This is a genomic window from Kribbella sp. NPDC005582 (assembly GCF_040605415.1).
Lineage (GTDB): Bacteria > Actinomycetota > Actinomycetes > Propionibacteriales > Kribbellaceae > Kribbella.
Genome location: NZ_JBEXCU010000006.1, coordinates 113,765 through 128,055 on the forward strand (window position 1 = coordinate 113,765; position 14,291 = coordinate 128,055).

The window sequence follows — 14,291 nt, forward strand, 5'->3', positions numbered from 1 at the left end:
AGTTCCCGTGATTCTGCGTATGTCGTCGTTGTTCCTCCGCACCCTTCGCGAGGATCCGGCGGACGCGGAGGTCCCGAGCCACAAGCTGCTCGTCCGCGCCGGCTACATCCGCCGTACGGCGCCCGGTGTCTACACCTGGCTGCCGCTCGGTCTGCGGGTGCTGCGCAAGGTCGAGCGGATCGTCCGCGAGGAGATGGACGCGATCGGCGCCCAGGAGCTGGTCTTCCCGGCGATCCTGCCGCGCGAGCCGTATGAGGCGACCGGCCGCTGGACGGAGTACGGGCCGAACCTGTTCCGGCTCAAGGACCGCAAGGGCGCGGACATGCTGCTCGGTCCGACCCATGAGGAGATGTTCACCCTGGTGGTGAAGGATCTCTACTCGTCGTACAAGGATCTGCCGCTGTCGATCTACCAGATCCAGAACAAGTACCGCGACGAGGCCCGGCCGCGGGCCGGCGTGCTGCGCGGGCGTGAGTTCGTGATGAAGGACTCGTACTCGTTCGACATCGACGACGATGGCCTGGCCAAGTCGTACGACGCGCACCGGGCGGCGTACATCAAGATCTTCGACCGGCTCGGCTTCGACTACGTGATCGTCAAGGCGATGTCCGGAGCGATGGGCGGTTCGCGTTCGGAGGAGTTCCTGGCGATCGCGGAGAACGGCGAGGACACCTTCGTCCGCTCCGCCGGTGGGTACGCCGCCAATGTCGAGGCCGTGGAGGTCCCGCAGGCCGCGCCGGTCGACGCCTCCGGCGTCCCGGCGGCCGAGGTCGTCGACACCCCCGACACCCCGACCATCGACACCCTGGTCGACGCGCTGAACGCGAAGCACCCGCGCACTGACGGTCGCGACTGGACCGCCGCGGACACGCTGAAGAACGTGATCGTGATGCTGGTGAACCCGGACGGCACCCGCGAGCCGCTGGCGATCGGCGTACCGGGGGACCGGGCGATCGACGAGAAGCGGCTGGGCGCGCAGGTCGAGCCGGCCGAGGTGGTCGCGTTCGAGGAGTCCGACTTCGAGAAGTACCCGTCACTGGCCAAGGGCTACATCGGCCCGGGCGTGCTCGGTGCGGAGAACACCTCGAAGATCCGCTACCTCCTGGACCCGCGGGTCGGCGAGGGCTCGGCGTGGGTGACCGGTGCGGACAAGACCGGCTTCCACGTGATCAACCTGGTGCACGGCCGCGACTTCACCGCCGACGGCACGATCCAGGCCGCCGAGGTCCGTGACGGTGACGAGGCGCCGGACGGTTCCGGTCCGTTGGAGTCGGCGCGCGGCATCGAGATGGGGCACATCTTCCAGCTCGGCCGGAAGTACGCCGACGCCCTCGACCTGAAGGTGCTCGACCAGAACGGCAAGCTCGTCACCGTCACCATGGGCTCGTACGGCGTCGGTGTCACCCGCGCGGTGGCCGCGATCGCCGAGGGCAACCACGACGAGCTCGGCCTGGTCTGGCCGCGCGAGATCGCGCCGGCCGACGTGCATCTCGTTGCCACCGGCAAGGACCCGGAGCTGTTCGCGAAGGCCGCCGAGATCGCCGCCGAGCTGGAGTCCCGCGGCCTCACGGTGCTCTACGACGACCGCGAGAAGGTCAGCCCCGGCGTCAAGTTCAAGGACGCCGAGCTGATCGGCGTCCCGACCATCGCCGTCGTCGGCAAGGGCCTGGTCGACGGCACCATCGAGGTCAAGGACCGCCGCTCGAACACCCGGGCCGACGTCCCCGTCGCCGACATCGTCGACCACCTGGTCACCACCGTCCGCGCCTGACCCGCACCACCCACTGCCCGGTCGTCCCCAGGACGGCCGGGCAGCGCCGTCTCTGAGCCACAGCGTGCAATGAATGTTGTACAAGAGATCTTGAGTAACTGCTGAGCGCAGCGGGCATTGGCAGGGAAGACGAAGGCCGCAGCTGGGCCGAGGTCAGGGGCGGACCCAGACCGTCCAGCGTTCGAGGCGGTGGTAGTTGAGGCGGGCATAGACGGGCTGACCGTTGTCGGAGGCTATGACGGCGGCTGGGTGGTCGGGGTGGTGGGTGGTGGCTGTCCAGGTGAGGGCGGCGCCGGCGCCGCGGCCACGGGCGGCGGGCATGACGGCTACGTTCTCGACGACGGTCAGGCCGGCGGCGTTATGAGCGGTCGAGGTGGCCAGGGGGATGTCGCCGTCGTAGCCGACCCAGACGGTGGACCCTTCGAGGAAGGAAGTGTCGTACAGGCAGTGTGGTTCGAAGGGCTGGAGTTCCGGGAACGGGTAGCCCGCGACGAGGACGCGCTCGGCGTCGGCGAGGCCGGCGGCGTCGGTGACCTGGCGGATCTCGAGGCCGGTGGTCGGCGGGGTCGTGGCGGTGCCGGGGAAGCGGACCATGAGCGGCGGGTGGCCGGCCAGGGCGAGGCCGTGCGGGCGGAGGTCACCGGTCGGCCAGGCGCTGACGAAGAGGTACGGAACGCCGGCCGGCAGTTCGCGCGCCGCTTCCGCGATCACCGACGCCGGATCGACGGGCTGCTTCGGGACGACCCAGTTGGTCAGCGGTCCGCGGTCGCCGAGAATCCCTCCGGCCCAGGTGGCGCCGTCGTACCACGGCTTGCCGGCCCGCCGGGGCGCGTCGACGGCCCACGAAGCGCGGGCGAGGACGGCCTGGCGCACGATCGAGTCGGCCGGATCGAGGCCGGGCTCCCAGCCGGTCGCCAGGGCTTCGCCTTCCGGCGGGAGAATCGAGGACGCCATCCTCTGACTGTCGCACCGGCGGTGGTGATTGTCTGCCCTCCGGATGGGATGGGTCACGTAAAGGTTGTTTCGAACAATGGGCTTACTAGATCATTGGGTGTGTGCCTGATATCTCCACCTGGACCCTGATCTTTCTCGTCCTCGCTGCTTTTTCGGCCGGCTGGATCGATGCGGTGGTCGGCGGCGGGGGATTGCTGCAACTACCGGCGATGCTGCTCGGGCTGCCTAACGCTTCACCGGCGCAGATCCTGTCCACCAACAAGATCTCCTCACTGTTCGGTACGACGACCAGCGCCGTCACGTTCGGCGTCAAGGTGCGGCCGGACAAGCGGACCGTGATCCCGCTCGCGATCCTGGCCGGACTCGGGTCGGCGGCCGGCGCCTTGGTGGCGACGCAGATCCCGATGTCGTGGTTCAAGCCCATCGTGCTGGTGCTCCTGATCGGGGTCGCGATCTACACCGCGCTCAAGCCGTCCCTAGGAGCGCGGACCGCGCTGCGCTTCGACGGCCGAGAGCACTATCTCGCAGCCTGTGGCGTCGGCGTCGTGATCGGCTTCTACGACGGCGCGGTCGGACCGGGTACGGGTTCGTTCCTGATCTTCGCGCTGGTCGGCCTGCTCGGCTACAACTTCCTGCAGGCCAGCGCCAAGGCCAAGATCGCGAACGTCGCCACGAACCTCGGCGCCATCGGCATCTTCGCCCTGCACGGCGCCCCGCTCTGGCGGCTCGGCCTGATCATGGGCGCGGCCAACATGGTCGGCGGCCTGCTCGGCGCCCGCACCGCCGTCGCGCGCGGCAGCAAGTTCGTCCGCGTCGTCTTCCTGGTGGTCGTCTCCGGCCTCATCCTCCGCCTCGGCTACGACGTCTTCCTCGGCTGACCAATACGGTTGCCAGCGGCCACTGTGCGCCGCCACACTGATGGCGCAGCACGGTCAGGTCTGCAGCGGGAGCCGGTGTACCGGCAGCCGTTCTGCGCGTCGTCCTGATGAGGTGCACTCTGCTTGCAACGGACAAGCTCTCACCAGGATTCGCCCCGGCACCCAAGTTCTCCCGGAGCGCGGCCAGCAGGCCCGGCAGCTAGGACAGTGCCGGTACCTCCGCCGTCGCGCCGAGTGGGTGCCGGGGCGGATCTCTTTCAGGGGGCACGGGAATCGGGGAGGGTCGTAGTGGCGAAGGTTGTGGTGCAGGCGCACGAGCGGGTGCTCGTGTACCGCGATGGGGTGTTCGAGACGATGCTCGAGCCGGGGCGGCACTCGCTCCGCAAGGTCTGGCGGGTACGCCGGGAGAGCGTTGATGTGCGCGTGCGCCAGCTCGCGGTGTCCGGACAGGAGATCTTCACTGCCGACGGTGTGACGGTTCGGGTGACGGCTGTTGTGCGCTGGCAGGTCAGCGATCCGCGCGCGTTCGTCGAGTACGCCGAACAGCCGCTCGAGCTGCTGCACGTCGCACTGCAGCTCGCGGTTCGCGAGGCTGTTGGTCGGCGCGAGCTCGAGGAGCTGCTGCGGCCCGAGATTCGGTCCGCGATCAGCGCTGAACTGCCGGAGCCGGTGCGCGCCGAGATCGCAGGGCTCGGCATCACCGTCGAGGACGCCTCGATCCGCGACCTCGCGCTGATCGGTGAGCTGCGCGCAGCACTCGCCGAGACCGCACTTGAGCGTCAGCGCGGTCGGGCGGCGCTCGAGCGTGCTCGCGGCGAGGCGGCGGCGCTGCGGTCGCTGGCCAACTCCGCCAAGCTCCTCGACGAGCACCCGGCGCTTGCTGCGCTCAGGATGATTCAGGCGGCTGGTGATGCCGGCGCGACCGTCGTACTGACGCCTGAGGGGTTCACGCCTCCCAGGTCACGTTGAGTGCCGGCACCTTGCGGAACACGAGTCCGCGAGGTGCCGGCGAATCGGGTTCGAGGCGCAAGCCCGGCAACGCCAGTACGGCGGCGACGGCGCTCTGGGTCTCGAGCCGGGTGAGGTGCATGCCCAGGCAGATGTGCGGGCCGCTCGCGAACGCAAGATGGCGGCGCGCGTTGGAGCGCCGTACGTCGAAGGTGTCGGGGTCCGGGAAGACCTCGGGGTCACGACCTGCTCCGGCGAGTGACACCACGACGAGGTCGCCGCGGCGGATGTGCGCGCCGGCGATCTCGATGTCGCGGGTCGCATAGCGGTCGACGACCGCGGCGGCTGGTTCGAGGCGGAGAGACTCCTCCAGTGCGTTCGGGAGCAGGCTTGGATCCGTGCGGACGAGCGCGAGCTGCTCCGGGTGCGTGAGGAGGTGCCAGAGGGCGTTCGTGATCATGCCCTCGGTGGTCTCGATGCCGCCGAACATCAGGACGGCCGCGTTCGCGACCACCTCGTCGACGCTCAGCTGCTGCGCCGCCGCGCCGAGCAACCCGTCGGAGTCGATGCCTGAGGCAACATGTTTGTGCAGTTCGGCGAAGGCGGCCGCCCCCTCGGCGGTCACCGATCGCCCGGCGGCGACCCCGGTGACGGAGTCGGAGATCGCCGTGTACCAGTCGAGCACCGTCGCGGCCGCCGCCTGGGGGAGGCCGAGTGCGTACGCGACGACCGCCACCGACAGCGGTCCGGCCAGACTTGTCCGGAGATCGGCTGGACTTCCTGAAGTCGCGATCAGATCGGCCACCGTGCTCTCGACCGGCTGCTGGAAGCGGCGGCGGGTTTCGGCGAGGCCGAAGGGAGACTCGAAGGGCGTGCGGTGCGCGGCGTGGGCGGGGCCGTCGAGGGAGAGCATGGAGGGGCCGACGACCTGGGCGGTGGAGAAGCGCGGGTCGTCGACGGTGAACGTCCCGGGATCGCGCAGCACGGTGATCGCGAGCGCTCGACCGGTGACCACCCATCCGCCGAGCGCGTCAACCCAGCCGATCGGGCGGATCGCGGCCAGCGCCGGATGCGGGTCGCGGTCGAGCTCCGCCAAGGTCACCATCCGATCAGCGTAATCGAGTAGACCACTTGACCTACTGGTATTGCTGAGACACTTCGAATCACAGTGATTCAGGAGGGCACTGGGTTACGAAACGGTCCATCCAGCCATCTAGGGTGTGCCCCATGTCTGGAAACCTGGTGCTGCTGCCTGCCGTCGATGTGGCGGACGGGCAGGCGGTTCGGCTGGTGCAGGGTGAGGCCGGAAGCGAGACGTCGTACGGGGAGCCGTTGGCTGCTGCGCTGGCGTGGCAGGAGGCCGGGGCGGAGTGGATCCATCTGGTCGACCTGGACGCCGCGTTCGGGCGCGGGAGCAACCGTGAGCTGCTCGCCGAGGTGACCGGGAAGCTGGACGTGCAGGTCGAGTTGTCGGGCGGGATCCGCGACGACGACTCCCTGGCGGCCGCGCTGGCGACCGGCGCTCGCCGGGTCAACATCGGCACTGCCGCGCTCGAGGACCCGGAGTGGTGCGACCGCATCATTCAGCAGTACGGCGACCGCGTGGCGATCGGCCTGGACGTGCGCGGCCGGACGCTGGCCGCGCGCGGCTGGACGAAGGAAGGCGGTGACCTGTACGAGGTGCTCGAGCGGCTGGAGACGGCCGGCTGTGAGCGCTACGTGGTCACCGACGTGACGAAGGACGGCATGCTCCAGGGGCCCAACCTGGACCTGTACCGCGATCTGTGCGCGCGCACGGACAAGCCGATCATCGCCTCCGGCGGCGTCTCCAGCCTCGATGACCTCAAAGCATTGAGCACGCTGGTCGCCGACGGCGTCGAGGGCGTCATCGTGGGCAAGGCCCTGTACGCCGGCGCGTTCACCCTGACCGAGGCACTCGAGCTCACGCGTGGAGGCGACAAGTGAGTCTGGCCGACCAACTGAAGGACAAGAAGGTCCTCGTCACCGGGATCACCGGGTTCGTCGGTGAGGCTCTGCTGCACCGGATGATCGGTGATCTGCCCGGGACGACCGTGGTGGCGATCATCCGGCCGAAAGGCTCGCTGACCGGTGCGAACCGGATGGCCCAACTGCTCAAGAAGGACATCTTCAAGCCGTTCTACGGCGAGGGCACCCCGTACGCCGACGCCGAGGCGCTGACCGCGGCCCGGATCGAGGTGGTCGAGGGCGACCTGTCCGACGTACCGCCGCTGCCGACCGATCTCGACATCGTCGTGCACTGTGCCGGTGACGTCAGCTTCGACCCGCCGATCCACGAGGCGTTCACGACCAACGTGCTCGGCACCAAGAGCCTGCTGGAGCGGATCGACGAGAGCCGGCAGGGCACCGACCGCCGGATCCACTACGTGCACATCTCCACCGCCTACACGGCCGGCCGCCGCCGCGGCGCGATCCCGGAGGCGCCGGTCGACCACACCGTCGACTGGCGGACCGAGGCCGAGGCCGGAATGGCGATGAAGCCGCGGATCGAGGAGCAGTCCCGGTCCGCGCCGATGCTGGCCAAGTTCCGCAAGGAGGCCGAGAAGCTGCACCGCCGGGCCGGTCACCTGACCGCCGCGGCCGACACCGAGCGCCGCCGTACCGAATGGGTCGCGAAGCGGCTCGTCGAGACCGGCACCGAGCGGGCCCGCAGCCTCGGCTGGACCGACTGCTACACGTTCACCAAGGCGCTCGGCGAGCGTGTGGTCGAGGAGTTCTCGGCGAAGTTCCCGACCTCGATCGTCCGCCCGGCCATCATCGAGTCCGCGGTCGAGAGCCCGCACCCGGGCTGGATCGAGGGCTTCAAGATGGCCGAGCCGCTGATCCTGGCCTACGGCCGCGGCGAGCTGCCGGAGTTCCCGGCCAGCCCGGACTCGGTGATCGAGATCGTCGCGGTCGACCACGTGGTCGGCGCGATCTGCGCGGTGATGGCGACCGAGCCCGAGCTGAACAAGCCGGAGTACTACCACGTCGGCTCCGGCGCCCGGAACCCGCTGACCTTCGAGCAGCTCTACACCGGCATCCGCGAGTACTTCTCCAAGCACCCGTTCGACCTGGGGGAGCGCGGCGCGGTCCGGTTGCCGGTCTGGAAGTTCCCCGGCGGCGACTCGGTCGAGTCGATGCTCCGGTACGGCGAACGCGCGCACAAGCTCGCCGACGCCGTGATCACCCGCGTCCCGCGCGGTGAGCGCACCCGCAAGTACGCCCGCGAGCTGGACGTGCAGAAGCGCCGGATCGACTTCCTGCGCCGCTACATGGACCTGTACGCCGAGTACGCGCAGGCCGAGCTGCAGTTCATCGACGACAACGTGCTGGCGCTGCACAACGCGCTCGAGGGTGACGACCGGCAGAAGTTCGCCTGCGACACCTCGGTCGTCGACTGGCAGCACTACGTGCAAGAGGTGCACTGCCCGAGCGTCACCGAGTCGATGCGCCGCCTCGACGTGGTCCGCAAGAAGCGGAACAAGGCACTGGCCGAGTCGGCCGGGACGCTCAAGAAGGTGCAGCCGTCCGACGAGGGCGAGATCATCGCGGCCTTCGACATGGACGGCACGCTGCTCTCGTCGAACGTGATCGAGACCTACCTGTGGATGCGGCTGCCCGAGCTGGACGGCCCGCAGCGGGTCGGCGAGATCGGCCAGATGCTGCGCCGGCTGCCGAAGCTGATCGCCGCCGAGCGCAAGGACCGCGGCACCTTCCTGCGCACGATCTACCGCCGGTACGCCGGTGCCGAGCTCGAGGAGCTCAACCGGATCGTCGACGAGGTGCTGGCCGAGCACGTGCTCGAACGGCTCAGCGGCGCCGCCGTCCGGCGGATCCGTGAGCACAAGGCCGCCGGTCACAAGACGATCCTGATCACCGGCGCCGTGCGGCCGCTGACCCGGCCGTTGGAGCCGCTGTTCGACGAGATCGTCGCGGCCGAGCTGGCCGTCGACGACCGCGGCCGCTGCACCGGCTACCTGTCCGGTCCGCCGCTGGTCGGTGAGTCCCGGGCCGCGTGGATCAAGCATCGCGCGCGGGTCGGCAACATCGACCTGTCGAAGTCCTTCGCGTACGCCGACAGCCACTCGGACCTGCCGATGCTGTCCGTGGTCGGCAACCCGGTCGCGGTCTCGCCGGACGTGTCGCTGTTCCGGGCTGCCCGGGCCGCGCGCTGGCAGATCGTCGAGTGGAAGACACCGTCCACCTCGTCCCGACTGGAGCTCCCGGGGGTGAACGCTCGATGATGCTCGCACTCGAGATGTACCGGTCGCCGGCCAAGTACCTGGCGGCCAAGGCGGTCGGTGGCCGGATCCCCGGCGTACTGACCGGCCCGGCCGCGCCGCTGCGCCTGGTCACGATCAACGAGCCGAAGGCCGATCGCGAGGGCTGGGCGCGGGTCCGCCCGATCCTGTCCGGGATCTGCGGTTCCGACCTCGGCATGGTGTTCGGCTCCACCAAGATGTACTTCTCGGCCGTGGTGTCGATGCCGTTCGTGCCCGGGCACGAGATCGTGGGCGAACTGCTGGACGACTGCGAGGACCTGCCGAAGGGCACGCGAGTGGTCATGGACAGCGTCCTGACCTGCGCGACCCGCGGGGTCGAGCTGTGCGAAGGCTGCGCGTCGGGCCACACCAACCGGTGCGACCGGATCACCGTCGGCCACCTCAAGCCCGGTCTCCAGACCGGCTTCTGCCAGGACACCGGCGGCGGCTGGGGCAACCTGATGGTCGCTCACCGCAGCCAGCTGTACGCCGTACCGGAGGGGCTGACCGACGAGCGCGCTGTGCTCGTGGAGCCGCTGGCCGGTGCTGTGCATGCCGCGTTCCGCGCCAACGTCCAGCCTGGACAGTCGGTTCTGGTCAGTGGCGCCGGCGCGGTCGGCCTGTTCGCCACACTCGCGATTCGCGAGCTGACGCAGGCCGGGCGGATCACAGTCGTGGCCAAGCACCCCAAGCAGCGTGAGCTGGCTCGGGCGTTCGGCGCGAGCGATGTGGTCGCACCCGACGAGGTGTTCCGCGGCGTCCGCCGGTCGACCGGCGCGTTCCGCCTCAAGCCTGACCTCGGCGCCAAGGAGTTCCTGCTCGGCGGTGTCGACATCGCCGTCGACGCGGTCGGCAGCAAGGACTCGATCGACACCGTGCTGCGGGTCACCAAGGCCGGTGGCCGAGTGGTCCTGTCGGGCATGCCGTCGACCGGCGTCGACCTGTCGCCGGTGTGGTTCCGCGAGCTCGACGTCGCCGGGACCTACGCCTCCGCGACGTCGGAACCGAACGGCCGCCCGGCGTTCGAGACCGCGCTCGAGCTGGCCGCCAAGGCTCCGCTGGACGGGGTCGTCGGCGCGAAGTACCCGCTGTACCGCTGGCGTGAGGCACTCGACCACGCGCATTCGGCCGGCCGCCTCGGCACGGTCAAGGTTGCTTTCGATGTGAGGGCCTCGTGAGGGCCGTGACAGTTCCGCAGGACGTACGACGAGAGGGTTTCTGACATGTCTCGGCCAGGATTCGTGCTTGAGGTGGACGACCGGACTCCGCCGCTGATCGTGCACAACGGTGAGGGTTTCCTGCTGGAGCGGTTCCCGCTCGGCACCCGGGTCGTCTACCCGCCGGAGGCACTGCCGGCGGTGCGCGACGTGGAGGAGGCGATCCAGAACGCGTTGCTGAACCCGATCGACGCCGAACCGCTGCCGGAGCTCCTGCACGCGGGGATGCGGCTGACGATCGCGTTCGACGACATCTCGCTGCCGCTGCCCCCGATGAAGAAGCCGGACATCCGGCAGCGCGTCATCGAGGCCGTGCTCGAGCTGGCCGCGCAGGCCGGCGTCGACGACGTCGAGATCATCTCGGCCAACGCGCTGCACCGGCGGCTGACGCCGAACGAGCTGCGCGAGATCGTCGGCGAGCGGGTCTTCCGGTCGTTCTTCCCCGAGGGCAAGCTCTACAACTTCGACGCCGAGGACCGCGACAACCTCACCCACCTGGGCCAGACCCGGCACGGCGAGGACGTCGAGATCTCCAAGCGGGCGGCCGAGTCCGACCTGCTGGTCTACGTGAACGTGAACCTGGTCGCGATGGACGGTGGCCACAAGTCCACCTCGATCGGGCTGGCGTCGTACAAGTCGCTGAAGCACCACCACAACAGCCACACGATGATCCACTCGCGGTCCTTCATGGACCACAAGGCCTCGAAGATGCATCACTCGGCCTGGCGGATGGGTGAGGTGCTGACCGAGCACGTCAAGGTCTTCCAGATCGAGACCACGCTCAACAACAACGTCTTCGGCGGCGGCCTGGAGTTCCTGCAGAAGCGGGAGTGGGAGTGGTCGCTCAAGGACCAGGCTTCGATGCTCGCGACCAAGCGCGGTCTCGCGGCGGCCCCGGCCAAGGTGCGGCACAAGATCTTCACCGACATCCGGTCGCCGTACCAGCTGACCGGGATCAACGCCGGCGCGATCGAGCCGGTGCACGAGAAGACGCTGGAGATGGTGCACCGCCAGCACATGGTCGAGGTACAGGGCCAGGCCGACGTCGGCGTCATCGGCGTGCCGTACCTGAGCCCGTACAACGTGAACTCGGTGATGAACCCGATCCTCGCCGCGGTGATGGGGATGGGCTACCACTTCAACGCGTACCGGGGGAACCCGATCGTCCGCAAGGACGGCGCACTGATCCTCTATCACCCGGTGCCGTACGAGTTCAGCCAGCTGCACCACCCGTCGTACGTCGACTTCTTCGAGGAAGTGCTGTCGGAGTCGACCGACCCGGCCACCATCGAGGCGAAGTTCGAGAAGCAGTACGCCGAGGACCCGTGGTACATCCACCTGTACCGGACGTCGTACGCGTACCACGGCGTGCACCCGTTCTACATGTGGTACTGGATCAGCCACGCGCTGGACCACTGCGGCGACATCGTCTGGGTCGGCGCCAACCGCAAGACGGTGGAGCGGATGGGCTTCCGGTCCGCGACGACGCTGCAGGACGCGCTCGACATGGTCAGCCACTCGGTCGGCCGGTCGCCGTCGATCACCTACCTGCACAACCCGCCGCACCTGCTCGCGGACGTGCGCTGATGGGGAACAGCCTGGTGAAGTTCGGCCGTGAGACCGTGCGCGACGTGAAGGTGGTCGCGCGCGGCTGGCGCTGGGGCCGGCGGCCGCAGGTCCCGCGCTCGGCCGAGGCGTACGTCGTACCGAAGGAGACCTCGGTCTTCCCGACCCGCTGGGCCCGGACGCCGGCCGCGATCGCGGTCCGCGACCTGCTGCAGAAGGGCCCGCTGAACGCGGTCCTCAACTTCGAGGTCAAGCCCGAGGTCAGCGGCCTGGACTCGCTGCGCAAGCTCGACGGCCCGGCCCTGATCGTGGCGAACCACTCGTCGCACCTCGACACCCCGCTGCTGCTCCTGTCGCTGCCGGACGCGATGCGCCGCCGGACAGCGTTCGCGGCCGCGGCCGACTACTTCTTCGACACCTGGTGGCGGGCGGCCGGTTCGGCGATCGTGTTCAACACGTTCCCGATCGAGCGCCGCGGCGGCAAGCTCAGCGCGACCCCGGGCGACCTGCTCGCGGACGGCTGGAACGTCGTCGTCTTCCCCGAAGGCACCCGCTCACCTGATGGCTGGCTGCAACGCTTCCGCATGGGCGCGGCGTACCTGGCCGTCGAGCACAACGTCCCGGTGATCCCGGTCGGCATCAAGGGCTCCTTCGCCGCCATGCCCCGCGGCCGCGGCTGGCCGGTCCCCGGCCGCCCCACGGTCGCAGTCCGGTACGGCGACCCGCTCCGCCCCGCCGAAGGCGAAAGCCCACGCGACTTCGCCCCGCGCATCGCCCAGGCGGTAGCCGCTCTCCTCGACGAGGAATCGACCAACTGGTACGAGTCCCGCCGCCGAGTGGCCGCCGGCACCTCACCCACCCAAACCGGCCCCGACACCTCCGCCCGCTGGCGCCGCGTCTGGGAGTCCACCCGCCCGGTCCAAGCAGCAGACTCCCGCCGCAAAGCCTGGAAGTGATGCAACGGCCAACCTGGCGGTAAGGGTTGACTCGGGTCGATCGCCTCGCGAGGGGCGGTTGAGAAGGCCAGGAAGTAGACCTCGGTCCTCCGCCGGTGCATCTCCCGCAGGAAGGGGCTGACGGTTGCCGTCAGCCCCTTCTTTGGTGTTCAGTCGCCGCGGCGGTCCGACTGGAGGTCGGCGGTGCTGAGTGCCTTGGCGGTGGGTGGGGTGACGGTCCAGTCCGGGTGGTTGGGCATGGGCGGGGTCTTGGTGCCGTAGAGCCAGTCCTCGAGGAAGGGCTTGACAGTCGGGTCACCGGAGACGCGGGTGGCCAGCGCGATGTACTGGTCGGTGGTGATCGTGCTGTTGTGGTGCTCGGTCAGGATCGCCTGCTCGATCTGCTGGAACTTCTCGGCGCCGATCTTCTGGCCGAGCGCGTACAGGACGAGGACGCCGCCGGTGTAGCGCTGGTTGTCGTAGAGGTTCTGCAGGTTCGGCTTGGCGACGGGGCCGGACTTCTGCCGCCAGATGTCGCCCTGGCTGTAAAGGATCTTCGCGCGCTCGTCCAGGCTGCGGGCACCGCTGCTGTCCGGCCAGCCGCGGTCGTAGCGGTAGAGCAGGCCGTAGTAGTCGGCGTGGCCCTCGTTGAACCACAGGTCGCTCCAGGACGCGGGTCCGACGCTGTTGCCGTACCAGCTGTGCACCAGCTCGTGCATCATGTGCGAAGCGATCTTGTCCTCGGCCTGCGCGAGATAGTTCGGCTTGTAGATCGTCAGTGTCTGCGTCTCGAGCCCGGTGAAGTCGAACGCGTCGGATGCGTCGTTGTTGGCCGGCAGGATGCCGTACGCCTCCAGCGGGAACGCTCCGAGCCGCTGCTGGATCCACGCCAGCTGACCGGCCGTCAGCTTCAGCGCCGCGTCCACCTTCGGCAACCGGGCAGTCGGTACGACGTCGCGCAGCACCGGGTCGGTGGCCGGCGCATCGGGGTTGCGCCGGACGATCGTGTAGTCGCCGACACTGGCCTGGACGAGCTCGGTGGCCATCGGGTTCACGGTCTGGTACGTCGACGTCGTACTGCCGTCGGCATTGACCTGATCGCCGAGATGCTTGCCGCTGGCAACACCGATCGTTCCCTGCGGTGCAGTAATCCGGAAGACGTAGTCGGCCTTGTCGGACGGATGGTCGTTGCTCGGGAAGATCGTGTGCGCGCCGGCCGGCTGCGGTGCGGTGGCGAAACCGTCCGGGGTCGCGACCCAGCCGCCGGCCGGGGGCTTGATCTTGCGCGGGTCGGCCGTGTAGCTGACATCGACGACGAACTTCGTGGCCGTGCGGAGCGGCCACTCCAGTGACACGACCAGCTCTTCGCCGTCCTGTTTGTACAGCTCGGTGCTGCCGTCGACCCGCAGCTCGGTGATGTCGAGGCCGAACGAGTCCAGGTCGAACGCGGACAGGTTCTGCGTGGTGGTGGCGAAGATCTTCACGTGACCGGCGACCAGCTTCGTGGCCGCGTCGTACTTCAGGTCGAGCTCGTAGCGGTCGACCTGGTAGCCGCCGTTGCCGAGGTTGGGGTAGATCGCGTCGCCGAGGCCGGGAGCGCCGGGCGAGGCGGGGAAGGTGCCGCCGTCGGCCTGTGCGCCGAGCGACGGGCCGAGGACGAGAGCGGTGGACAGGAGCGCGATTGCCGCGGTACCGGCAGCGATGCGGCCGGGGCGTCGGACCATCAAGGTGGGTTCCTC

Annotated in this window: 11 protein-coding genes; 8 read left to right on the forward strand and 3 right to left on the reverse strand. The window is 69.1% G+C overall.

The features are described 5' to 3' along the window. The first annotated feature begins 7 nt into the window (after positions 1 to 7). Positions 8 to 1,771, forward strand: coding sequence for a proline--tRNA ligase (locus ABZS29_RS29865; RefSeq protein WP_355466835.1), 1,764 nt, complete (start codon positions 8 to 10; stop codon positions 1,769 to 1,771). A 153-nt stretch (positions 1,772 to 1,924) separates the two neighbouring features. Here the strand turns inward: ABZS29_RS29865 and ABZS29_RS29870 are convergent, their stop codons facing one another. Beyond that, positions 1,925 to 2,725, reverse strand: coding sequence for a hypothetical protein (locus ABZS29_RS29870; protein ID WP_355466837.1), 801 nt, complete (start codon positions 2,723 to 2,725; stop codon positions 1,925 to 1,927). Between the two features lie 101 nt (positions 2,726 to 2,826). Between ABZS29_RS29870 and ABZS29_RS29875 the strand changes: the two genes are divergently transcribed. Continuing rightward, positions 2,827 to 3,603 (forward strand): TSUP family transporter, encoded by a 777-nt coding sequence (locus tag ABZS29_RS29875; RefSeq protein ID WP_355466839.1) that lies wholly within the window; start codon positions 2,827 to 2,829, stop codon positions 3,601 to 3,603. Positions 3,604 to 3,891: 288 nt separating this feature from the next. Beyond that, complete coding sequence (locus ABZS29_RS29880; protein ID WP_355466841.1) at positions 3,892 to 4,572, forward strand: slipin family protein; 681 nt, start codon at positions 3,892 to 3,894, stop codon at positions 4,570 to 4,572. Here ABZS29_RS29880 and ABZS29_RS29885 read toward each other — a convergent pair. Next, positions 4,550 to 5,656, reverse strand: coding sequence for a cytochrome P450 (locus tag ABZS29_RS29885; RefSeq protein WP_355466842.1), 1,107 nt, complete (start codon positions 5,654 to 5,656; stop codon positions 4,550 to 4,552). The genes ABZS29_RS29880 and ABZS29_RS29885 overlap by 23 nt on opposite strands. A gap of 122 nt (positions 5,657 to 5,778) precedes the next feature. Here ABZS29_RS29885 and priA point away from each other — a divergent pair, with 122 nt between their 5' ends. From priA to ABZS29_RS29910, 5 genes are read left to right on the forward strand one after another with little or no spacing between them, the layout of a single operon-like run. Continuing rightward, on the forward strand, positions 5,779 to 6,516 hold the full coding sequence (priA, locus tag ABZS29_RS29890; protein WP_355466844.1) for a bifunctional 1-(5-phosphoribosyl)-5-((5-phosphoribosylamino)methylideneamino)imidazole-4-carboxamide isomerase/phosphoribosylanthranilate isomerase PriA: 738 nt from the start codon (positions 5,779 to 5,781) through the stop codon (positions 6,514 to 6,516). After that, a complete protein-coding gene (locus ABZS29_RS29895; protein WP_355466846.1) occupies positions 6,513 to 8,816 on the forward strand; it encodes an HAD-IB family hydrolase in 2,304 nt (767 codons plus the stop codon). Before priA ends, ABZS29_RS29895 begins: the two co-directional genes overlap by 4 nt. Then, positions 8,813 to 10,012, forward strand: coding sequence for a zinc-binding dehydrogenase (locus ABZS29_RS29900; RefSeq protein ID WP_355466848.1), 1,200 nt, complete (start codon positions 8,813 to 8,815; stop codon positions 10,010 to 10,012). The genes ABZS29_RS29895 and ABZS29_RS29900 overlap by 4 nt, the downstream gene beginning before the upstream one ends. 45 nt (positions 10,013 to 10,057) lie before the next feature. Next, the gene (locus ABZS29_RS29905; protein ID WP_355466850.1) at positions 10,058 to 11,638 is read left to right on the forward strand and encodes a lactate racemase domain-containing protein; all 1,581 of its coding nucleotides are present in this window, start codon (positions 10,058 to 10,060) and stop codon (positions 11,636 to 11,638) included. After that, positions 11,638 to 12,573 carry a lysophospholipid acyltransferase family protein gene (locus tag ABZS29_RS29910; RefSeq protein WP_355466852.1) on the forward strand — a complete coding sequence of 312 codons (936 nt, stop codon included), beginning with the start codon at positions 11,638 to 11,640 and terminating at the stop codon, positions 12,571 to 12,573. The genes ABZS29_RS29905 and ABZS29_RS29910 overlap by 1 nt, the downstream gene beginning before the upstream one ends. 149 nt (positions 12,574 to 12,722) lie before the next feature. On the opposite strand, the gene ABZS29_RS29915 is transcribed toward ABZS29_RS29910, so the two are convergent. Further along, positions 12,723 to 14,276: a M1 family metallopeptidase gene (locus tag ABZS29_RS29915; protein WP_355466853.1), complete on the reverse strand. Its 1,554-nt coding sequence runs from the start codon at positions 14,274 to 14,276 to the stop codon at positions 12,723 to 12,725. Between the last annotated feature and the right edge of the window lie 15 nt (positions 14,277 to 14,291).

Excerpts from the sequence above, each read along its gene's own strand:
- ABZS29_RS29870 (WP_355466837.1), bottom strand. The coding sequence starts at position 2,725 with ATGGCGTCCTCGATTCTCCCGCCGGAAGGCGAAGCCCTGGCGACCGGC.
- ABZS29_RS29915 (WP_355466853.1), bottom strand. The coding sequence starts at position 14,276 with ATGGTCCGACGCCCCGGCCGCATCGCTGCCGGTACCGCGGCAATCGCG.
- ABZS29_RS29910 (WP_355466852.1), top strand. The coding sequence starts at position 11,638 with ATGGGGAACAGCCTGGTGAAGTTCGGCCGTGAGACCGTGCGCGACGTG.
- ABZS29_RS29905 (WP_355466850.1), top strand. The coding sequence starts at position 10,058 with ATGTCTCGGCCAGGATTCGTGCTTGAGGTGGACGACCGGACTCCGCCG.
- priA (WP_355466844.1), top strand. The coding sequence starts at position 5,779 with ATGTCTGGAAACCTGGTGCTGCTGCCTGCCGTCGATGTGGCGGACGGG.
- ABZS29_RS29900 (WP_355466848.1), top strand. The coding sequence starts at position 8,813 with ATGATGCTCGCACTCGAGATGTACCGGTCGCCGGCCAAGTACCTGGCG.
- ABZS29_RS29885 (WP_355466842.1), bottom strand. The coding sequence starts at position 5,656 with ATGGTGACCTTGGCGGAGCTCGACCGCGACCCGCATCCGGCGCTGGCC.